19 protein-coding genes and 1 other RNA gene are annotated in these 19647 nt (G+C 50.2%); 10 read left to right on the top strand and 10 right to left on the bottom strand.

The window, feature by feature from the left end:
- Positions 1 to 22: 22 nt before the first annotated feature.
- The 5 genes from ABD836_RS13975 to ppx all read right to left on the bottom strand — a co-directional run bounded on the left by ABD836_RS13975 (position 23) and on the right by ppx (position 4256).
- Positions 23 to 331 carry a hypothetical protein gene (locus tag ABD836_RS13975; protein WP_344937022.1) on the bottom strand — a complete coding sequence of 103 codons (309 nt, stop codon included), beginning with the start codon at positions 329 to 331 and terminating at the stop codon, positions 23 to 25.
- The gene (locus ABD836_RS13980; protein WP_344937025.1) at positions 312 to 596 is read right to left on the bottom strand and encodes a hypothetical protein; all 285 of its coding nucleotides are present in this window, start codon (positions 594 to 596) and stop codon (positions 312 to 314) included. The genes ABD836_RS13975 and ABD836_RS13980 overlap by 20 nt, the downstream gene beginning before the upstream one ends.
- Positions 597 to 686: 90 nt before the next feature.
- Complete coding sequence (locus ABD836_RS13985; RefSeq protein ID WP_344937028.1) at positions 687 to 1979, bottom strand: replication endonuclease; 1293 nt, start codon at positions 1977 to 1979, stop codon at positions 687 to 689.
- Between the two features lie 368 nt (positions 1980 to 2347).
- Positions 2348 to 2709: a transfer-messenger RNA gene (gene ssrA, locus ABD836_RS13990) on the bottom strand.
- A gap of 35 nt (positions 2710 to 2744) precedes the next feature.
- Complete coding sequence (gene ppx, locus ABD836_RS13995; RefSeq protein WP_344937030.1) at positions 2745 to 4256, bottom strand: exopolyphosphatase; 1512 nt, start codon at positions 4254 to 4256, stop codon at positions 2745 to 2747.
- A gap of 158 nt (positions 4257 to 4414) precedes the next feature.
- Here ppx and ppk1 point away from each other — a divergent pair, with 158 nt between their 5' ends.
- A complete protein-coding gene (ppk1, locus tag ABD836_RS14000; protein ID WP_344937032.1) occupies positions 4415 to 6523 on the top strand; it encodes a polyphosphate kinase 1 in 2109 nt (702 codons plus the stop codon).
- Between the two features lie 3 nt (positions 6524 to 6526).
- On the opposite strand, the gene ABD836_RS14005 is transcribed toward ppk1, so the two are convergent.
- From ABD836_RS14005 to smpB, 3 genes are read right to left on the bottom strand one after another with little or no spacing between them, the layout of a single operon-like run.
- Complete coding sequence (locus tag ABD836_RS14005; RefSeq protein WP_344937034.1) at positions 6527 to 7150, bottom strand: class I SAM-dependent methyltransferase; 624 nt, start codon at positions 7148 to 7150, stop codon at positions 6527 to 6529.
- 33 nt (positions 7151 to 7183) lie between these two features.
- Positions 7184 to 7681 (bottom strand): SixA phosphatase family protein, encoded by a 498-nt coding sequence (locus ABD836_RS14010; protein WP_344937036.1) that lies wholly within the window; start codon positions 7679 to 7681, stop codon positions 7184 to 7186.
- Between the two features lie 23 nt (positions 7682 to 7704).
- Complete coding sequence (smpB, locus tag ABD836_RS14015) at positions 7705 to 8184, bottom strand: SsrA-binding protein SmpB (protein ID WP_344937039.1); 480 nt, start codon at positions 8182 to 8184, stop codon at positions 7705 to 7707.
- 87 nt (positions 8185 to 8271) lie between these two features.
- On the opposite strand from smpB, the gene ABD836_RS14020 reads away from it, so the two are divergent.
- Genes ABD836_RS14020 through ABD836_RS14030 form a run of 3 tightly spaced genes read left to right on the top strand, consistent with a single transcriptional unit; the run spans position 8272 to position 10398 of the window.
- Complete coding sequence (locus tag ABD836_RS14020; RefSeq protein ID WP_344937041.1) at positions 8272 to 9642, top strand: sodium-dependent transporter; 1371 nt, start codon at positions 8272 to 8274, stop codon at positions 9640 to 9642.
- Between the two features lie 17 nt (positions 9643 to 9659).
- Positions 9660 to 10094: a type II toxin-antitoxin system RatA family toxin gene (locus tag ABD836_RS14025; protein ID WP_344937043.1), complete on the top strand. Its 435-nt coding sequence runs from the start codon at positions 9660 to 9662 to the stop codon at positions 10092 to 10094.
- Positions 10084 to 10398, top strand: coding sequence for an RnfH family protein (locus ABD836_RS14030; RefSeq protein ID WP_344937045.1), 315 nt, complete (start codon positions 10084 to 10086; stop codon positions 10396 to 10398). The genes ABD836_RS14025 and ABD836_RS14030 overlap by 11 nt, the downstream gene beginning before the upstream one ends.
- On the opposite strand, the gene ABD836_RS14035 is transcribed toward ABD836_RS14030, so the two are convergent.
- The gene (locus ABD836_RS14035; RefSeq protein WP_344937047.1) at positions 10399 to 10782 is read right to left on the bottom strand and encodes an outer membrane protein assembly factor BamE; all 384 of its coding nucleotides are present in this window, start codon (positions 10780 to 10782) and stop codon (positions 10399 to 10401) included.
- A gap of 76 nt (positions 10783 to 10858) precedes the next feature.
- Here ABD836_RS14035 and fur point away from each other — a divergent pair, with 76 nt between their 5' ends.
- The gene (gene fur / locus ABD836_RS14040) at positions 10859 to 11275 is read left to right on the top strand and encodes a ferric iron uptake transcriptional regulator (RefSeq protein ID WP_344937049.1); all 417 of its coding nucleotides are present in this window, start codon (positions 10859 to 10861) and stop codon (positions 11273 to 11275) included.
- Positions 11276 to 11345: 70 nt separating this feature from the next.
- On the opposite strand, the gene recN is transcribed toward fur, so the two are convergent.
- Positions 11346 to 13010: a DNA repair protein RecN gene (gene recN / locus ABD836_RS14045; protein WP_344937051.1), complete on the bottom strand. Its 1665-nt coding sequence runs from the start codon at positions 13008 to 13010 to the stop codon at positions 11346 to 11348.
- 192 nt (positions 13011 to 13202) lie between these two features.
- On the opposite strand from recN, the gene grpE reads away from it, so the two are divergent.
- The 5 genes from grpE (at position 13203) to dapB (ending at position 19450) form a co-directional block, all read left to right on the top strand.
- The gene (grpE, locus tag ABD836_RS14050) at positions 13203 to 13793 is read left to right on the top strand and encodes a nucleotide exchange factor GrpE (protein WP_344937053.1); all 591 of its coding nucleotides are present in this window, start codon (positions 13203 to 13205) and stop codon (positions 13791 to 13793) included.
- Positions 13794 to 13913: 120 nt separating this feature from the next.
- Positions 13914 to 15842, top strand: a complete 1929-nt coding sequence (gene dnaK / locus ABD836_RS14055) for a molecular chaperone DnaK (RefSeq protein ID WP_344937055.1) — start codon at positions 13914 to 13916, stop codon at positions 15840 to 15842.
- 176 nt (positions 15843 to 16018) lie between these two features.
- Positions 16019 to 17146 (top strand): molecular chaperone DnaJ, encoded by a 1128-nt coding sequence (gene dnaJ / locus ABD836_RS14060; protein WP_344937057.1) that lies wholly within the window; start codon positions 16019 to 16021, stop codon positions 17144 to 17146.
- Between the two features lie 101 nt (positions 17147 to 17247).
- Complete coding sequence (locus ABD836_RS14065) at positions 17248 to 18624, top strand: YihY/virulence factor BrkB family protein (RefSeq protein WP_344937060.1); 1377 nt, start codon at positions 17248 to 17250, stop codon at positions 18622 to 18624.
- Between the two features lie 19 nt (positions 18625 to 18643).
- Positions 18644 to 19450, top strand: coding sequence for a 4-hydroxy-tetrahydrodipicolinate reductase (gene dapB / locus ABD836_RS14070; protein WP_344937062.1), 807 nt, complete (start codon positions 18644 to 18646; stop codon positions 19448 to 19450).
- The last annotated feature ends 197 nt before the right edge of the window (positions 19451 to 19647 follow it).

The raw sequence follows: 19647 nt of genomic DNA on the forward strand, positions 1-19647 counted from the left end.
TTGGTAGATGATATGTTAAAGATCAAGGCCGGTGCAGTGACCAGTCTTTCCCGTCGATGAGAAACAGGTCTTTTGAAATCAGGAGATCAGTTTCAAACTCAAAACGATCGACCCGGTATCCCAAGTTCTTCCTTCGGGCTTCATATTCCGTATATTGCAATGGGTCGAAGCTGAGCCACCTTTTTTCGTCACCTCGGCCGACAAAGCGGCCGAAGTCGCGCACCACCGCGTAGCTACGAGGCAATGCATTAACAACGGCAAAACCAAAGCGTCCGCCGTGTTGTAGGTAAAGGTCAAAGACCGTGTAAAGCTCAGATTCCGAAATCATCATCGTCATCATCTGGGATGATGTGGATCTGCTGGCTTACGGCCTCTTTGGTGAGTTGAAGCATTTCCTCATGGAATTTAACGATGATTTCAATCTCGTCATTAAGTGATACCACGCCGGCGATATAGCCCAGCTTTTCAATGTCAGGTGTTTTGTTCTTTTTGAAATGTTCCTTTTTAACGACGTGTAAATTCATCAGTGAAACTGCTTCTTCTAGGGTATAGCCTCCCCAGCTACCGAAAGTCTCTATCACTCGGCTTGCATTCATATTCGTGTCCTTTTGGGTTTGGAATGTCGTTTTTTGGATATAGAAATATGTCCCGTACAGTTATTTACACAGGTCCAAGGAAAAGCAAAATCAACACCTTGCTGCTCCGTGCTCATACGGTTCTGGCCGAACCGTATTCCGCGCGCAGCTCCCAACGGGCACCGGAGTCCATCGCTCTGTACGTGTGACGATCACAACATCGGCCATTCTCAAACCCTTTAGCGGAGGCACTTTTTTTGCTCCATGACGGGTTAGATCATCGAGAGTAATTTCGCCGGTATTGGTATCGACGAGTTCGTTGTACTCTCGGTAGGGGGCCAGTAATTGTTCTTTTCGAGGAAGGTCAATGCCACCCATGGCGATGACGAATGCAGCCCAATCACCGGCGTCGGCAGCGGTGCGCGCTTGCGCTAGCGCATCCGCATGCTCGACTTCCGGTTTGAGTTTGCGTAGCTCGCGCCAGACGGTAACGCTTGGTCCTCCAATTTGCTGAAATTGACGGATATTCCATGTTCTGGCCCATGCGGTGATGCGTTCGGCTGATTCGATAGCCGGCTTATCGTCGAGATCGGTGTCTAGGTGTTTACCATCTAAGTTTTTAGAGACGTATTTGGCTATATAGCCAACCGCCGACCCCTTAGTTGGGTCGATAAGCTCAGTCTTTACACGATACTTTTCTGATCCGCGCTCATGTTCTGAAAGCATGTACTGTCGAATTACACGGTTTAGTGGTTTTACATGTTCAGGCGCAGTGAATAGCAGCATGTGCCAATGTGGCGTGCCGTCGTGATGGGGTTCGACAATGCGGAAGCCGTAGGGGGAGATACCTTTACGGTGCAGCTTTGCGCGAATTAAAGCCCATTGTGATTTGAGCCACTTTTGACCATCGGCAACGGTGCTGCCGTCGAATTTCGGGTTTTTGGCTCCGCTTGATAGGGTTCGGTGGAAGCGTGAAGGGGTCGTCAGGGTAATGAATAGCGCGGTGTGGCCATATATCTGACTGACATGTTCAAAGCCTTTGATACGCACCATAAATTCAGCATTGCGTATATCAGGGTTCGACAGGTTGTGCTCCGCGATTTCAGCTAAGGAAATAACCTTGCCATTCGAGTTCTGGAGTTCAGTGTTTAGCAGGTAATCCTTGTTCCTTTCCTGTTGCGCGCGGTGAATTAGCACCGTGTTGTGGCCTGAGTAACTATCGACTTTCTTGCTGACTAGGCCAATATCGCGGGATATTGTGTCGTGGTATTGGGCCTGTAGTTGTTTTAGCCGGCCAATCCACCAATTCTTGTCAGTCATTTTCAAGGCAGCGGATAAGGGGTCTTTATCATCTGGAGGGGAAATGCCGTATACGGCTATTTGCTTGACCAGATTTCGGGTCATAGCGTTGACGTTGTCTTGGTGCCAGGTGAGTTGGCGGCTAGCCAGTGTTGCTTTTTCGGTCGCGAAGTCCCTTAGGTCTTTGTTTGAAAGGGAGAGGTCAAAGTCGGCTATAAAGGCCGTGTCATAAGCTGGTGTTATTCGGTGGAGGGCACCTTTATATTCGATTTCATCGAGTAATAGGCGTATTCGGACAACTGCGGATCGGGTAAGGGTATAGGGGCCTTGTGCCGTCCTTGTGTCATATTCGTGTCGTTTTGAGGACCCATCAGCACCCACATAGACAAAACCGAGATCATTGCTGATCTCGGTAAGTCTTTGATAGTGCTGGGTATTACTGGGTGTAGATGGGTCTGAGTTAGACCCTTGTTTGGTGGAGCCGGCGGGAATTGAACCCGCGTCCGCCAGTCCGCTGCTTATGGCTCTTCACATGCTTGGTTTCCGTCAATTAATTTAGCCGCAAACAGCCCGACGGGCAGGACGTAATTGGCGATTCTGATAAGGTGTTTCGCGGCTCGGTCTCAGACATACCTTACTCGCTAGCTTGTTCTATATGACAGTCGCGTCCCATTTACAAGCATCTGGTAGCGACCGCTAACCGGGGTTTAAGCGGCTAGAGCGTAGTTGTCGTCGTTGGCAACTATTAGGTTTACAGCTTTGGATTTACGTGATTGGCTGTCATCACGGCATGCACCAAAAGTTTTGTAACCGGCGTCGAATCCAAATCGGCCCCAGATCGGTGATTGTACTCTTTTGGACCGGCCGCCGCTACGCTTGTTCACTTTGGTTTTGTTGGATGCTGAGTTTGATGTCGAGACTTTTGTTGAGGAGCTCGGCTTCGTCTTCCAAGTCTGCGGCGATTAGGGGGTTGGCGAGGAGCCAGTCCTCGGGAATGTTCACGCAGAGTTTATTGGCGTCTTTGCTGGTGAGTGTAATGTTTGTGGGCAGTTGTTTGGCTTGGCGCCGGCGATAGAAAATACAGGCTAGGCGCAGTAAGCAAACTAATGGCCAGTCAGCGGTTACACCATAACTTGGATTGCCAATGGGCTTGGGTTTGCGGCGGTGGTTGGCGACTAAAAAACTGAGCCGGGCCTGCTCTTGCCGAGAGAAGCCGGGCATGTCGGCATTGCCGAGTATATAGGCGCCGTGTTTGTGGTAGCCGCCGTGGGCGATGGCGAGCCCGAGTTCATGGAGTTGGGCGGCCCAGCGCAGCAGTGGTTCGGCTTCTTGGTCGGGGGTGGTGCTGTGTTGGGCGACGGCGGGTAGCCAGCGAGCGCAGAGCGCGGCAATGCGATTGCCTTGGGCCTCGTCAATGCTGTATTGGCTGATGAGCTGTTTAATGGTGTCGTCGCGTTTGTCGCGGTGGTGCAGGCGACCGGCGAGGTCGTGAACGATGCCTTCGCGTATGGCGTAATTGGATACGTGCAGGCCCTGCATGCCTAATTCTTCAAATATGGCGTAGAGCACAGCGAAGCCACCAACAAAAACCTCGCGGCGATCTTCGCTGAGTCCGCGAATATCTAAGTCTCGGCTATTGTTTGCGCTTAATACTTGGCTTTTGAGCTTCTCTAAGCCGTCTGCTGAGATGTATCCCGCTTCGCTAAGTTGCTGTTCCGCAAGAATTTTACCAATACTGCGAATGGTGCCAGAGGAACCAACGGCTTCCTGCCATTGTCCACGGAAGTGTTCTACATAGGGGCCGATCATTTGCCTTGCGGCGTTAACGGCTTTTTTGAAGGATTTTTCATTGATGTCGCCATTTTTGAAATAGCGCATACTGAAGCTAACGCAGCCCATGGGAAGGCTTTCGAGTTGGCGTGGGGTATTGTTACCTACCACCAGCTCGGTGGAGCCGCCGCCAATGTCGATGACCAGTCGCAGCTTTTGTTCCGGGGCAAAATCATTGGCGACACCAAGATAGACCAGTCGGGCCTCTTCGGTGCCGGAGATGATATTGATCGGGAGGCCGAGTACCGCCTCGGCCTTGGTCATAAACTCGACGGCGTTGCTGGCCGCGCGGAGTGTGTTAGTGCCTACTATGCGTATTTGGCGCCGAGGTACGCCGCGCAGGCGGTCGGCCATTTTGGCGAGGCTTTCTAGGGCGCGATCTTGGGCTTCATCGCTGAGCCGACCATTATCGTCGAGACCTGCAGCCAGTCTAACCATGTCTTTATGGCGATCGATGACGCGAATTTTATTGTCACTAAAGCTGGCTATGAGCAGATGAAAGCTATTGGAGCCAAGATCCAGTGCTGCATAGGAGTCGCTGTTTTGAGCCATGGTAGTATTAATTCCCTGTTGGCTGCTTAGTGTATCGGCTGAAAGGCGTAAAATCGACTCCAGTGTGTTGTCATAAAACTGACACGTCGGGCGGCTACACTAGAATGCATTTTTTTTGCTACATTAATTTAAGGTTTTAACAGAGGGGTAGGCAGGACGTGGACAGTACGTGGGTTGCCAAAGAATTGAGCTGGTTGTCATTTAATGAGCGGGTATTGCAAGAGGCCGCCGACCCCACGGTGCCGATTATTCAGCGCATTCGCTATTTGGGTATTTTTTCAAATAATCTAGATGAATTTTTCCGGGTGCGGGTAGCGGATGTGCGTCGTTTGGCGGTTTTTTCGGCGGCTTCTAAGCAGGTAGAATACAAATCCTTAATGGAAGAGATTCGGCAGAAAGTGCTGAAACTGCAGCAGCGCTTTGATTTGGTGTATCGCGAGAATTTAAAGGAATTACGTCGCCGTAAAATATACCTAGTCAATGAGAAGCAATTAGACGAGGCGCAAACGGTGTATGTGCGGTCATACTTCCATTCTCATATTCAGCAGGAATTGGTGCCGATAATTCTCGATGACGCCAATCCGATTCCAGAGCTGAATGAGTCGTCGATATATCTAGCAATTCGTTTGGGCTTTGAATCACAAACTCGATTTGCCTTGCTTGAAATACCCACCTCGCGTTTAGATCGTTTTATTCGCATTCCTGGTCGCAAGGGGAGGCGCGGCAAGGTGTTAATTGCCTTAGAGAATATGATTAGGGTGTGCTTGCCGGAGGTGTTTAGAGGGATTTTTCCTCTAGAGTCGGCGGATGCTTACACTATTAAACTGACAAGAGATGCAGAATTAGAATTAAGCGAAGAGGTGACTCACACTTTTGTCGAAAAAATGACTCAGAGTCTTAAGCGTCGTAAAAAAGGTGACCCCGTGCGTTTTGTTTACGACGCGGCGATGCCGAATGACTTGCTGGACTATTTGGTCAAACGCATGGGCTTAGGTAAGTTGGATTCCATGATTCCTGGTGGGCGGTATCATAACTCTAAGGACTTTATGCGCTTTCCTAATTTGGGGCCCGCGTATTTAGACGCAAAGGCTTTGCCGACAATTCCTGTGCCGGTAATTGACCAAGCCGCCAATATTCTGAGCTGCCTGCGTGAGCAGGATATTTTGCTGTACTACCCCTTCCACAGCTTTAACTATTTAACCGATTTGTTGAAAACGGCGGCGATTGACCCCGCCGTTAAGAGTATTAAGGCAAGCTTGTATCGGGTGGCGTCTAATTCACATGTGGTGGACGCGCTGCTTAATGCGGTGGCCAACCATAAAGAAGTAACGGTGGTGGTGGAGTTGCAGGCGCGGTTTGACGAAGAGGCTAATATAGCCTTATCACAGCGTTTAACTGACGGCGGTGTGAATGTTATTTTGGGTGTGCCGGGCTTGAAAGTTCACAGTAAGTTAATTTCGATTTTACGTCAGGAAGGCAGCGTGCAACGTTACTACACACATGTGGGCACGGGTAATTTTAATGAGAAAACAGCGACGGTGTATACCGATTTTAGTTTGCTGACGTATGATCAAGCGCTTGGTGACGAGGTGGCGAAGGTTTTCGATTTTATTGCCTACAATTATAAGCGCCATGAATTTACTCACCTTGGGGTGTCACCGCTTAATACTCGTGAGCGTTTATTAGGCTTGGTGAGAACCGAGATACATAATGCCAAGAAAGGCAAAGAATGCGGCATTACTCTTAAGTGCAATAATCTCGTTGACCGCGAGTTAATTGATCTTCTTTATGAGGCGAGTACGGCTGGTGTGCCGGTGCGCTTGATAGTGCGCGGTATGTGCTCTTTGGTGCCGGGGGTGGTCGGCCTGAGTGAGAATATTGAGGCGATTAGTATTGTTGATGGATTTTTAGAGCATCCGCGGGTGTATGTTTTTCGCAATGCGGGTGAGCCGCGTTATTTTATATCCTCTGCCGATTTGATGACCCGCAACATCGATTTTCGCGTTGAGGTGACCTGCCCAATTAACAGTAAGCCTTTGCAGAAGATGTTGCAGTCGATAATTGATTTGCAGTGGGCAGACAATGTTAAAGCACGAATTATTGACGCATCGCAGAGTAATAGCTTCCGTACTCGGAAAAAGAGTGGCGGTAAAATTCGCTCACAGGGTTTAACGTACAAATTTTTGAGTACTGGGAAGCTGCCGCGTTTGGCTAAATTGGAGTACCGCGCGCGGCCAGTTAAGCCCCTCAAAAAGTCTAAAAAATGAGGCTTACTGGGAAATTATTAATAATTCGCCGCTCAGCTTTTTAGGGCTGCGAATTTCACGAGTAATCAGTTCAGCACCAAAGGCTTTTTGACAACGTTTGGCGAGCTTGTGAAACGGTGGCCGGCCGGGGTCGGCAATGATTATTTTGCCAACGCCGGCTTCGCGCGCCGCGCTAATGGCTGAAAATAATGGTTTAACTAGGCTGTCCCAAAAGCAAATATCGCCACCCAACATCAGGCTGTGGCCTTTTAGGTCTTCTGTTTTGAGGTGCTCGTAGCGTGCTGTTCGGGATTTGATTTTTACATCATTGAGTAGCGCGTGGGCGTCAAGATAGGGGAATACGTGCTCGTCGGCGTCAATGGCGGTAACTTTGGCCTTGAAGTGCTGCGCGCAGGAAATACCTAAAATTCCCCAGCCACAGCCAATTTCTGTCATTTTGCTGCGTTTTTTAGGGGGATTTTCGAGCAGATAATCCATAATCAAAAATGACGACCCCCAGACTTGATAACCGTGTATCTCTGGGCCAGGTAGATTGCGCTGCATGCGGCGGATCAGTTTGTGACTTTTTTTGAGAATGAGAACGTCATTAACAATATTGATGTCTTTTAAAATCGGATCATCGGCCATCGGCGGGTCGCATCCCTTGTTTAGTTGGTTGAGTTAGCGGAATTGTTTCGGGCGAATAATCTCGATGAGTTTGGCGCTGTCGGCACGGAGTTGGTCCCAGTACTCGATATTAATTTCCAGCTCCATAAAGGTACAAGTGCCAACATGACTAAGTTTGCCATCGTATAAATAGTTGGCAAGATCAGCTAGCGCAGGGTTGTGGCCAATAATAACGGCGTGGTTTTGAGTTTGGGGTAGTTCTTTGATCCACGCGAGTAATTTGGGTGCTTCGAAGGTGTAGAGTGCATCGTCGTGAAAAATTTCCGCCTCATCAAAGACGCTTGCATCGTTTTGAAAGCGTTTGAGGGTTTCCTGAGCGCGTTTGGCGGTACTGCAATAAACGTATTTGAAGAGATGTTCGCGGCGCTGTATTTCGCTGGCGATCAATTGGCAATCGCGCTTGCCGCGCTTGGTGATTGGGCGTTCAGCGTCACTGAGCTGATCGTCGTCCCAGCCAGATTTGGCGTGGCGCAGCAAATAGAGAGTTTTCATTGGCGTTGGTTGACTGGCTCGGCTTAGGAATTATGTTGACGCACTATGCGCATTTTTTGGCGATCCCAATCGCGATTCTTTTCAGTCTCGCGTTTGTCATGGTCCTGCTTACCTTTGGCCAAAGCAATCTCTGCCTTGATCATGTGCTTCTTCCAGTACAGTGCAGTACACACGCAGGTGTAGCCCTTTTGCTGCACGGCTTCTTCCAGTTTGCTCAGTTCTTTGCGGTGAAGCAAGAGCTTACGAGTGCGAATTGGATCGGTTACAAAATGCGTTGAGGCGCTGGGCAGAGGCGTGATGTTGCCACCAATCAGATAGGCCTCGCCATTCTGTAGCAATACGTAGGTGTCGACGATCTGAATTTTACCCTGCCGCAGGCTTTTGACTTCCCAGCCTTGCAGAACTAAACCCGCCTCAAACTTGTCGGTGAGGGTGTAGTCGTGCCGCGACTTTTTGTTTAGGGCGATCGTACCGCTAGTGGTTTTACTTTTGTTTTTACTCATGTGGCGATTATAGAGGGAGTTGCTGGCAAAACCTATTGGGGTCAGGTAAAAAGACTCCTGCTTTGCAAAAAATGATGTTGACGGCATATGGCCTTAAAGAAACGAAAAATACAAGGTATCTGGTCTAGCCGCTGGACATTTCTCGCAGCAGCCACCGGTTTGGTGGTCAGTTTAGGTAATTTCTGGCGCACACCACAGGAACTGGGCCATAACGGCGGCGGGGTATTTTTAGTTATTTATTTGGCGTGCGTGCTTTTTATTATGCTGCCAATTGCCGTGGCAGAGGTTCGTATTGCGGTGCGCGCCCGGGGTAATCCCATTCATGCGGTAGACCAGTTGGCGCATTATGCCAAGGCGAGCAAGCACTGGTCGCTAGTGACGCAGATCGCCACAATTACCGCATTGCTACTTGCGGCAAATGGCGCGGTGGTTTCGTCCTGGCTGCTAGCATATATTGAGAAAATGGCGACTGGCATGATGGATGGTGCCAGCTTGAATGCCGTTGCGGCGGAGTTTACCAATTTAATTGCCGATCCCGATCTAATGCGCTTTTGGCAGCGTGTCTTTATTGCGATGGTCGTTTTATTGTCAGCAATGAACGTGGTACGCGGCATGGCGGGATTGTTGCGAGTCTTGTTGCCGGTCTTGTTGCTGGTGTTGTTCGGTATTGTTTATTACAGCTATGCGCTGGGCGATTTTTCGTCGGCTGTTAAGTGGATGTTTACGCTGCGAATGGATGATCTGACTTGGCGCGGCGGTTTTTCTGCGCTTCAGCATGCCTTTTATACTTTGAGTATTGGTACTGGTGCGCTGATGGCGTACGGTGCGTATTTCCCTTCTGGGCGATCCATTACCCGCCAGCTTTTCGCTTTGGTAGTGATAGATACTGGGGTATTGATTCTTGCAGGGCTGGCTATTTTGGCGCTAGTGTTTGATCAGCATATTGTTCCGGGGCGAGGGCCTGCACTACTTTTTATTAGCTTGCCCTTTAGTTTCGGTAATCTGGTGTTTGGCGATATTGCCGGTACGGCTTTTTTCCTGCTGTTAAGTATTCTGTCGCTAACGACGATTGTGGCTTTAATGGAGCCCTTGGTTGCCTATTTGGTGGAGCGTTGGGCCTTTTGGCGGCCAATGGCGGCATTGACTGCCGGCAGTTTGATTTTGATCTGCGGTGATTTGGCAATCTCCTCGCTGGCGCCAGGCAGTGAATTGCGTTGGCATGCGCGCAGTTTAATGGAGTGGGTAGATATTTTGTCGGCCAATATTTTGTTGCCCTTATCGGCGTGGTGTTTTGTGCTATTTGCTGCGTGGCGAGTGCCTAAGATTGTATACGGTGTGCGCGATGGTTGGTTTGAATCGGTATTTTTTTGGCTTTGGCAGGCTTTGTTGCGGTATATTGCGCCCCCTGCAATATTGCTTGTACTCGTTGTAGGGCTGTATTTGCGAGTGACGGCTTAACATTATTGAGAAACAGAATGACCGAGATTCGACGCAGCGCGCTATTGCCGTATTCTGCGAGCATTATTTATCAATTAATCAACGATGTTGAGGCTTACCCTCAATATATGGACGGCTGTGTTGGTGCAGAAGTGCTTGTCCGTGACGACGAGATGATGGAAGCGCGTTTAGATTTGGCCAAAGCCGGGATAAAATTAAGCTTTGTTACCCGTAATCAGCTGAAAGCCAATCGCAGTGTTAGCTTAAAGCTAGTCGATGGCCCCTTCGATGATTTAACTGGCGAGTGGACTCTGCTTGCCTTGGGCGATGAAGCTTGCAAGGTGAGTTTGCATCTGCGCTTCTCCTTGGCGAACAGTTTGGTCGGCGCTGCGACCAAGCAATTATTTAATTCGGTAGCCAATAATTTGGTAGATGCCTTAGTGAAGCGAGCGAATGAACAGTATGGACGATAATAAAACTATTCATGTTGAGGTGGCCTACGCGCTGCCAGATAAACAGCGCATTGTGGCGCTGGAATTGCCAGCTGGCAGTTCTGTTAGGGACGCCGCGATGCAGTCTGGCTTAGATAAGCAATTCGTTGAGTTGGATTTGCGTAATGTGGATTTAGGGGTGTTTGGCAAAGGGGTTAGTAAGCCGGACGAGCAGATGTTAAAAAATGGCGATAGGGTAGAAATCTATCGCCCTCTGATTGCGGACCCAAAGGAAGTGCGCAAGCAGCGGGCCGCTAAAGTAAAGGCCCGCAAAGCCGCAGAGTGATTATTTGTCAGCGCTGGCCGTTGGCTCGGCGCTTGTGCTGGCTGGTACTGGCTTCGCTTCGCTGGCCTTGACGTTGGTGGTGAAATTAACCAAGGCGTCGCCCTCAAAGTAGGCCGTTAATTGGTGGCGCTCTTTGGGTTTGCCGGGCTTGTTTAGGGTGTATATATAGTCCCAGCGGTTGGGGCTGAATGTGTCGCGCACCATGGGTGTGCCCATGATGTATTCAACTTGGCTGCGGCTCATGCCAATTTCTAGCTGATCTATCATTTCAGAAGTAATGATATTGCCTTGATCGATAGGCAAACGGTAAACGCCGGGGAATTCGAGAGAGCTGCAAGCCGCCAAGGTTAAAAGCAAGCATGCTGTGGCAAATCTTCTATACATGTTAAAGGGTTCCAATCGCTTACAGAGGCGTGGGATAATAACGCAATCCCCACCGCAACGCTAAGGTCGAAGGCACATGTCTATAGAAAATAAGGAGCTCCGCAAAGCCGGGCTCAAAGTTACCTTGCCTCGTGTCAAGATTTTACAGTTATTAGAGCAGGCTGAGAGTGACAATCAGCATTTTAGTGCCGAGGATGTCTATCGGGCGCTAATGGAGTCAGGTGAAGACGTTGGTTTGGCAACGGTTTACCGCGTGCTCACCCAGTTTGAGGCCGCAGGTCTGGTTGTTCGCCATAATTTTGAAGCTGGTCACTCCGTCTTTGAATTGGAGAAAGGCGACCATCACGATCATATTGTGTGCATGGAAACCGGCGAGGTTATTGAATTTTGCGATGACGTCATCGAAACACGTCAACGCCAATTAGTCGAAGAGCGTGGCTTCGAACTGGTTGATCACAGCTTGGTTTTGTATGTGAAGCCAAAAAAAGCGTAACGCTATATGCTAGGCGGGAGGCGCAGTTTTGATTTTAGCGTTCCCCGTCGCCCGTTAAGCCTCTCCCGCCTTAATGCCTTACCCCCAGCATTTCCCGCGCATGTGCCAGTGTATTCTCGGTAATCGCGATACCCCCCAGCATTCGAGCAATTTCGTCAATTTTTTGCTCGTCTTTTAATGGTTCTAGCTCGGTGCGCAGGTGTTTTTTGTCACCGACTTTCTGTACGCGAATATGGTGGTCGCCTTGGCTGGCTACCTGAGGTTGGTGGGTGACGCAGAGTACTTGGCTACGTTTACCGAGTTCGTTTAATAGTTTGCCAACGATTTCGGCGGTGGCGCCGCCAATGCCGACGTCTATTTCGTCGAATACGATGGTAGGTATTGCCGCGACCTGTGCTGTGACTACTTGGATCGCAAGGCTGATTCGTGAAAGTTCGCCACCTGAGGCGATTTTATTGAGTGGGCCTTTGGCGGAAGCTGGGTTGGTGCTAAGCAGAATTTCGATTTCTTCTCGGCCGCAGCTATGGGGCTCGTCGCTAAGAGCGTGCAGGGCAAAATCGACTTCGCAATGCTTCATGCTCAGGGCGCGGAGCTGTTCTTCGACGCGTTTTTTCATGGTGGCGGCAGCTTTGCGGCGTTTTTCGCTAAGTTTGGCAGCCTTGTCGTTATACGCTTGCAGGGCCTGTTGCTGCTCGGCGCGAAGTTGCTCTAGCTTTTCGTCGCTGGCGTTTAGGCCTTCTAGTTGCTCTGCTAGTGAAGTGTGAAGGGCGGGAAGCTCGCTCGCTTGTAAGTGATGTTTGCGGGCAGTTTGGTATATGGCGTCGAGTCGCGCTTCGACTTCAATTAGACGGTCTGGGTCGAGTTCGATGCTGTCTATAACATTTTGTAGCTCGCGCGCGGCTTCTTCAATTTGAATGCGAGCGCTTTCCATAAGCTGCGCGGCGTTGCTTTGAGCGGCGCACTGATGTTGGCTGCTATTCAATGACGACAGGGCCTGATGCAGAATGCCCATGGCGTTGACTTCGCCTTCTCTGCACAGCTGTAGGCTGTGATGGTTGGCGGCAAGAATCTGTTCGGCATTCGCTAATTGCTTCTGTTGCTTTTCTAGCTCTTCCAGTTCATTGGCTTGAAGGTTTAGGCGATTAAGTTCTTCTAGCTGGTAGCTTAATAGTTGTTCTTGGGCATTTTGCTCGGCGACGTTATCGCTCAGAGTGGCAATGGCTTTACTGCTGCGCTGGTATTGGGCGCAGTGCTCGGCAACCTGGAGTGCAAGAGCTGTGGTGCCGGCAAAGGCGTCGAGTAACTCGCGCTGATAGGGTTTTTGCAGTAGCGATTGGTGGGCGTGCTGGCTGTGGATGTCGATCAATAAGTTGCCAAGTTCACGAACGTCTTGCAAAGTGACTGGCTGGCCGTTGACATAGGCGCGGGAGCGGCCCTCGCTGCTTATGGTGCGGCGTAGAAGGCATTCATTGTCGTCATCGAGCTCATGTTCTTTTAGCCAAGCGCTTGCCGTTGGAATTTGGCTGATGTCAAAAAGCGCGTGTATGTCGGCACGGTCTGCGCCGGGGCGAACAATGCCGTTGTCGGCGCGGTCGCCTAAGGCGAGGCCGAGTGCGTCGAGCATAATGGACTTGCCTGCGCCAGTTTCGCCGGTAAGCACTGTCATACCTGGATGCAGTTCGATGTCGAGGCGTTCAGTTATAGCGTAATTGCTGATGTGTAAGTGGCTCAGCATAAGGTTCTCTCACGGTGGGTGTGGGAAATTGTCTGTATATTTATACAGTAAAGTGCTGTGGCAGAGCAATAGATCGTAAATAAGGTATTGAAAATTTTTCTCCCTGCCTTGAAAAAAAACGCTATAGCCCCATATACCAGTCAGCGCGGCCTTGCTGCCGCAAGAAATTAGGGTATGACGGAGATAGCTTAAGTGGCAGAAGATCAGGATAAATCAGCATTGCAGGATGAGGATGCGCAGGTAGAGGCGATTGTCGGCGAGATTCAGGATGCGCTTGATGGTGCTGATCAAGAGTCGGCCGCTGCCGAGGGTGTGAGCCTTGAGGTGCAGTTGGAGGAGGCTAAGCAAGCCGCTGCCGATGCTAAAGAGCAGGCGCTGCGCGCCGTGGCTGATGCTCAAAATATTCGTCGCCGTGCAGAGAAAGACGCTGAAAACGCCCGTAAGTTTGCTTTAGAGAAATTTGCAGGCGACATGCTAGTGGTGGCCGATAACCTCGACCGCGCTTTAGCCTCGGCCGATAGGAACAATGAATCGCTGAAGCCGATGATCGACGGGGTGGAGTTGACGCATAAATCGATGCTCGACGCTTTAGCTCGCCACAATGTTGAGTTAATCAATCCGCTGGGTGAACCGTTTAACCCTGAATTTCATCAAGCCATGGCCATGGTGCCGAATCCAGATGCCGAGCCCAACTCGGTAATGGACGTAATGCAGAAAGGCTTCACCTTGAATGGCCGTTTATTGCGCCCTGCCATGGTGGTGGTGGCTAAAGCGCCGGAATAAATTTTAATATTGTGTAAAAAATGGTCTATGTCCCCTTGAAAATTGTGGATAAGGGCCAATATCTGACAACAAGACATAGCGTTCGCCAAAAGTGGCGACCAGGTAAATCGGAGATTTAAAATGGGTAAAATAATCGGTATAGATTTGGGTACCACTAACTCTTGTGTAGCTGTTATGGACGGTGACAAGGTTAAGGTTATCGAAAATGCAGAAGGTACGCGCACTACTCCATCGATTGTTGCGTATACCGACGACAAAGAAATTCTGGTTGGTCAGAGCGCTAAGCGTCAGGCCGTTACCAATCCGCATAACACCCTGTATGCGGTAAAGCGTTTGATCGGTCGTCGTTTTGAAGACGATGTAGTTCAAAAAGACATTAAGATGGTGCCCTACAATATTTGCAAAGCTGATAACGGCGACGCTTGGGTAGAAGTGAAGGGTGAGAAAATGGCGCCACCGCAGATTTCTGCGGAAATATTGAAGAAAATGAAGAAAACCGCTGAAGATTACTTAGGTGAGAAAGTCACCGAAGCGGTTATCACTGTACCGGCCTACTTTAATGACTCTCAGCGTCAGGCGACTAAAGATGCTGGTCGCATTGCCGGTCTAGAAGTTAAGCGTATTATCAACGAGCCTACTGCAGCGGCACTGGCCTACGGTATGGATAAGTCTAAGGGCGACCGCACCATTGCGGTATACGACTTGGGTGGTGGTACTTTTGATATTTCCATTATTGAAATCGCAGAAGTAGACGGCGAGCACCAGTTTGAAGTGTTGTCGACTAACGGCGACACCTTCTTAGGTGGTGAAGATTTTGATATGCGCCTGATTGATTATTTGGCAGAAGAGTTCAAGAAAGAAAGCAGCATTGACCTGAAAGGCGATTCCTTGGCTGTGCAGCGTCTGAAAGAAGCGGCAGAGAAAGCCAAAATCGAATTGTCTTCTAGCCAGCAGACTGAAATTAACCTGCCTTATATTACTGCCGATGCGACCGGTCCTAAGCACTTGGTTGTAAAATTGAGCCGCGCTAAATTGGAATCACTGGTTGGTGATTTGGTTACTCGTTCACTTGAACCAATGAAGGTCGCCCTGAAAGATGCAGGTTTGTCTGCTTCTGAAATCGACGAAATCATTTTGGTTGGTGGTCAGACTCGTATGCCTTTGGTACAAACCAAGGTTACAGAGTTCTTTGGTAAAGAAGCTCGTCGTGACGTGAACCCCGATGAAGCGGTTGCCATGGGTGCGGCCCTGCAGGGTGCGGTACTGTCTGGCGAAGTAAAAGACGTTCTATTGTTAGACGTTACTCCACTGAGTCTAGGTATTGAAACCATGGGCGGCGTGGCGACTCACCTGATTGAGAAAAACACCACGATTCCGACTAAGAAATCACAGGTATTCTCAACAGCTGACGACAACCAGCAAGCAGTAACGATCCATGTTGTTCAGGGTGAGCGTAAGCAGGCCAGTGCCAATAAGTCTCTGGGCCGTTTCGACTTGGCAGATATTCCACCTGCGCCACGTGGCCTGCCGCAGATCGAAGTTACTTTCGATATCGATGCGAACGGTATTTTACATGTATCTGCTAAAGACAAGGCTACTGGCAAAGAGCAATCTATTCGCATTACCGCTTCAAGCGGTCTGAGCGAGGACGAGATCGAGCAAATGGTTCGCGATGCTGAAACTAATGCTGAAGCAGACAAAAAGTTCGAGGCGCTAGTGGTTGCTCGTAACACTGCAGAAGGCTTGGCTAACGCCACGCGTAAAACTTTGGAAGAAGCCGGTGATAAAGCTTCTGATGAAGAAAAAGCGGCTATCGAAGCAGCGTTGACTGAGGTTGATGAGGCGCTAAAAGGTGACGATATAGAAGCAATTGAGGCGGCAACCAAGAAGCTGACTGAAGCTTCTGGTGGCTTGGCAGAGAAAATGTATGCCGAGCAAGCGGCTCAGGCGCAGGCTGAAGGTGGCGCTGAAGAAGCTCAAGCTGGCGGCGGTGCCGATGATGTAGTCGACGCTGAATTTGAAGAAGTGAAAGACGACGACAAAAAGTAAGTACAGGGGCAGTAGCCCCACATAGCCGCATGCCAGACGGGAGACGGAGAACGCTGATGCAATTTTGCAGTGCGTTTTGCGCACTCCCGTTTCGCATGTGATGAGTGTCCAATTTTTTAAGGAATTGAGAGGTAGCGCAAGCGCCTCTCATTTTCCGTCAAGCGTGAAGCGAAACGATGTCTAAACGAGATTATTACGAAATTCTGGGTGTAAGCCGCGATACCGACAGCAAGGAAATTAAAAAGGCCTATCGTCGTATTGCCATGAAAAACCACCCCGATCGTAACCCCGAAGACCCCAAGGCCGAGGATATTTTCAAAGAGGCGACTGAGGCCTACGAAGTGCTCTCTGATGAGGAAAAGCGCGGGGCCTATGACCGTTTTGGCCATGAAGGCGTGAATGCAGGTGGCGGCGGAGGCGGCGGCGCTGGTGGGTTTAGCGATATTTTTGGCGACGTGTTTGGTGATATCTTTGGTGGTGGTGGAGGCGGCGGTGGTCGTCAGCGCGGGCCACAGCGCGGCTCGGATTTGCGTTACACCCTAGATATTGATCTAGAGCAAGCGGTGCACGGTTCCACTGCCAAGATTCGTATTCCGACCTTGGTTGCATGTAAGCCATGTGACGGCAGCGGCGCTAAAAAAGGCAGTAAGCCAGTGACTTGTAGTACCTGTAACGGTGTGGGACAGGTGCGGATGCAGCAGGGATTCTTTGCTGTGCAGCAAGCCTGTCCGCATTGTCGCGGCTCTGGCGCCATCATTGCCGATCCGTGCAATAGTTGTCATGGTCAGGGGCGGGTTGAAGAAACCAAAACCTTGTCAGTAAAAGTGCCGGCAGGTGTTGATACGGGTGATCGTATTCGTTTGACTGGTGAGGGTGAGGCTAGCCCGAATGGCGGTCCTGCGGGTGATTTGTATGTGCAAATGCAGGTGCGGCCCCATGCTATATTCAAGCGTGACGGTAAAAATCTGCATTGCGAAGTGCCAATTAGCTTTGCCGACGCGGCGTTGGGCGGTGAGTTGGATGTGCCTACGCTAGAGGGACGAGTTAAACTCAAGATACCTCAAGAGACGCAAACTGGGAAATCTTTCCGCTTGCGTGGTAAGGGTATTACCCCGGTTCGCGGTGGTAGTACTGGTGATCTCATATGTAAAGTGACCGTTGAAACGCCTGTGTCATTAAGTAAACGTCAAAAGGAGCTGTTACAGGAGTTGCAGGCCAGTCTTGCGGGAGATGATAAGCAGTCGCCCCGTGCGAAAAGCTGGTTTGACGGCGTAAAAACCTTTTTTGACGACATGAAAATCTAAACTCGGTAAGCCTAGCAGAGGGCTGATTTACTGAATCGGCCCTCGACTTCCCTTCTGTTTTTCTCCATTCTTGGCAGCATCTAAACGCCGCGGAATTAAGTATGGATAAGACCCTCAATCAATATGTTGCGAATTATCTGTGGTCTGAAAAGGTTGCTGATTATTCTGCGCTGCGCCGCAAATTGATACACGTGCTCCGTTACGTGTATGTGGTGTTGGACGACCTGACCAAGGGTGAGCTGACTTTGCGCGCCATGAGCTTGGTGTACACCACCTTGCTGTCTTTAGTGCCAATGCTGGCGGTAAGCTTTTCGGTGCTTAAAGCGTTTGGGATGCACAATAAGCAGTTAGAGCCAATTATGCTCCAGTTTCTGGCGCCGATGGGTGTGCAGGGGGTGGAGATCACCAACAAAATTATCGGCTTTATCGATAATGTCAAAATCGGCGTGCTTGGGACCTTTGGTGTCGCGCTACTGTTTTACACCGCGATATCACTGATCCAAAAAATTGAAGCGACCTTTAATTATATTTGGCGCCTAGATCAGCATCGCAGTATTGGTCGCCGTTTTGCCGACTATGGCAGTGTGATGTTGATCGGGCCGCTGCTGGTTTTCTCCGCAATTGGTTTGTCGGCCAGCGTGCTCAGCGGTAGTTTTGTGCAGGCAATTAGTCATCAGCTGCCCTTTGTGCAGCATTTGATCACTTTTGCCACCGAAGCAGCGCCGTATTTGATGATTATTGCGGCCTTCACCTTCTTCTATATGTTTATTCCCAATACCCGGGTGACGGTGCGAGCGGGAATGATTGCTGGGGTAGTTTCTGGTGTTTTATTTCAGAGTTTAGGTTGGGGTTTTGGTAGCGTGGTCGTGTCGGCCAGTGGCAGCGGCACCTATGCAATATACTCGGGCTTTGCCATTCTCATTTTGTTTATGATGTGGATGTATATTAGCTGGCTGATTTTGCTGGTCGGTAGCAGTGTGGCGTTTTACGTTCAGCATCCAGAGTATGTGGCGCCAACTCGACGCAGTGGCGACCTAAGTATTAAGCAGCGCGAGACCTTGGCGCTGCAAATTATGGGTGTGATTGCGCAGCGTCACTACAAATCCCGTAAGCCGTTTTCGGCCAGTGATTTTGTGCTGCGTTTGCGCGTGCAAATTCAGGGTGTAACGAGGGTGCTGCGTGCGCTTAAAGAAGCGGGCCTAATTACCGAAAATAGCGAGGAGCCGCCACGTTATCTGCCTAATGCGCCACTAGAAAAAACGACTTTAAAGCAGGTGGTCGATGCGGTGCGTAGCGAAGGTACTGCGTCGATGCTGGGTTTGGGTGCGCCGCGCAGGCCGGTGTATGGTGTGGCCGCTGTAACGAAAGCGATTGATGAGGCATTGAATACCGCATTGGCTGCGACCAGTGTGCGGGATATGGCTATTGAAGACGAGGAATCGGGATCTGGCGATACCGATATCAGCAAGAACAATTAAGTTACGTTTGGTGGGAAATATGACAGTACGGGTAGCAGTGACGGGTGCCGCAGGGCGAATGGGCAAAATTCTAATTGAAGCTATCGCGCTCAATGACAGCTGTGTGTTGGCGGCGGCAATTGAGCGTCCAGAGAGTTCATTGATTGGTGCTGATGCCGGTGAGTTGGCGGGTTTAGGTCGCAATGGCGTTACCATTGTTGGCGATCTAAATGCCGTACTGGATGATTTTGATGTGTTGATTGATTTCACTGTTCCCGCGGCTACGTTGGCAAATGCCCGTCTGTGCGGCGCTGCGGGTAAGTCCATGGTAATTGGTACCACCGGCTTTAATGCTGAGCAAAAAGCTGAGCTTGATGCCGCTATTGCGCCAATTGCGATATGCCAAGCGTCGAATTTTAGCACTGGCGTGAATTTGTGCTTTAAATTACTGGATATGGCGGCACGGGTCTTGGGTGACGACGTCGATATTGAAATTGTTGAGGCGCATCACCGTCATAAAATAGACGCGCCGTCTGGAACTGCACTAAGCATGGGGCATGTGGTTGCTGATGCTCTGGGTCGAGATCTTGAAAAAGTCGCAGTTTATGGTCGCGAGGGTCAAACTGGCGCGCGTGATCGCGAGACGATTGGCTTTGCCACCGTGCGCGGCGGCGATGTGGTTGGTGATCATACGGTGTCATTCTTTGCCGAGGGCGAGCGGGTTGAAATCACCCATAAAGCCAGTTCGCGGATGTCATTTGGTCGCGGTGCTGTGCGTGCAGCGGCATGGGTGAGTGCGCAAGCAGCTGGTCGCTACGATATGCAGGACGTATTGGGGCTAAAGTAAACCGTTCGGGCTCGGCGTTACGTCGAATTGTGGGTCAAAAACGCGTCGAGTTTGCCATTGCTGGTATTTATTGCGGTGGACGAGCGGGGGTGGTTTCGCGTAAAATCGCGCATCAGATTAGGGTGCCGGGCTTTATAAGCTCCGTATCCCCGCAGGGAGCGAGGTGAAGTAGGTCTTCATCTCGCTTTTTTGCACGC

The organism is Zhongshania borealis (assembly GCF_039539625.1).
GTDB lineage: Bacteria > Pseudomonadota > Gammaproteobacteria > Pseudomonadales > Spongiibacteraceae > Spongiibacter > Spongiibacter borealis.

Bases quoted from the DNA above. Each gene is read 5' to 3' on its own strand.
- ABD836_RS13975 (WP_344937022.1), bottom strand. From the start codon at position 331: ATGATGATTTCGGAATCTGAGCTTTACACGGTCTTTGACCTTTACCTA.
- ABD836_RS13980 (WP_344937025.1), bottom strand. From the start codon at position 596: ATGAATGCAAGCCGAGTGATAGAGACTTTCGGTAGCTGGGGAGGCTAT.
- ABD836_RS13985 (WP_344937028.1), bottom strand. From the start codon at position 1,979: ATGACCCGAAATCTGGTCAAGCAAATAGCCGTATACGGCATTTCCCCT.
- ppx (WP_344937030.1), bottom strand. From the start codon at position 4,256: ATGGCTCAAAACAGCGACTCCTATGCAGCACTGGATCTTGGCTCCAAT.
- ABD836_RS14005 (WP_344937034.1), bottom strand. From the start codon at position 7,150: ATGGCCGATGATCCGATTTTAAAAGACATCAATATTGTTAATGACGTT.
- ABD836_RS14010 (WP_344937036.1), bottom strand. From the start codon at position 7,681: ATGAAAACTCTCTATTTGCTGCGCCACGCCAAATCTGGCTGGGACGAC.
- smpB (WP_344937039.1), bottom strand. From the start codon at position 8,184: ATGAGTAAAAACAAAAGTAAAACCACTAGCGGTACGATCGCCCTAAAC.
- ABD836_RS14020 (WP_344937041.1), top strand. From the start codon at position 8,272: ATGGCCTTAAAGAAACGAAAAATACAAGGTATCTGGTCTAGCCGCTGG.
- ABD836_RS14025 (WP_344937043.1), top strand. From the start codon at position 9,660: ATGACCGAGATTCGACGCAGCGCGCTATTGCCGTATTCTGCGAGCATT.
- ABD836_RS14030 (WP_344937045.1), top strand. From the start codon at position 10,084: ATGGACGATAATAAAACTATTCATGTTGAGGTGGCCTACGCGCTGCCA.
- ABD836_RS14035 (WP_344937047.1), bottom strand. From the start codon at position 10,782: ATGTATAGAAGATTTGCCACAGCATGCTTGCTTTTAACCTTGGCGGCT.
- fur (WP_344937049.1), top strand. From the start codon at position 10,859: ATGTCTATAGAAAATAAGGAGCTCCGCAAAGCCGGGCTCAAAGTTACC.
- recN (WP_344937051.1), bottom strand. From the start codon at position 13,010: ATGCTGAGCCACTTACACATCAGCAATTACGCTATAACTGAACGCCTC.
- dnaK (WP_344937055.1), top strand. From the start codon at position 13,914: ATGGGTAAAATAATCGGTATAGATTTGGGTACCACTAACTCTTGTGTA.
- dnaJ (WP_344937057.1), top strand. From the start codon at position 16,019: ATGTCTAAACGAGATTATTACGAAATTCTGGGTGTAAGCCGCGATACC.
- ABD836_RS14065 (WP_344937060.1), top strand. From the start codon at position 17,248: ATGGATAAGACCCTCAATCAATATGTTGCGAATTATCTGTGGTCTGAA.
- dapB (WP_344937062.1), top strand. From the start codon at position 18,644: ATGACAGTACGGGTAGCAGTGACGGGTGCCGCAGGGCGAATGGGCAAA.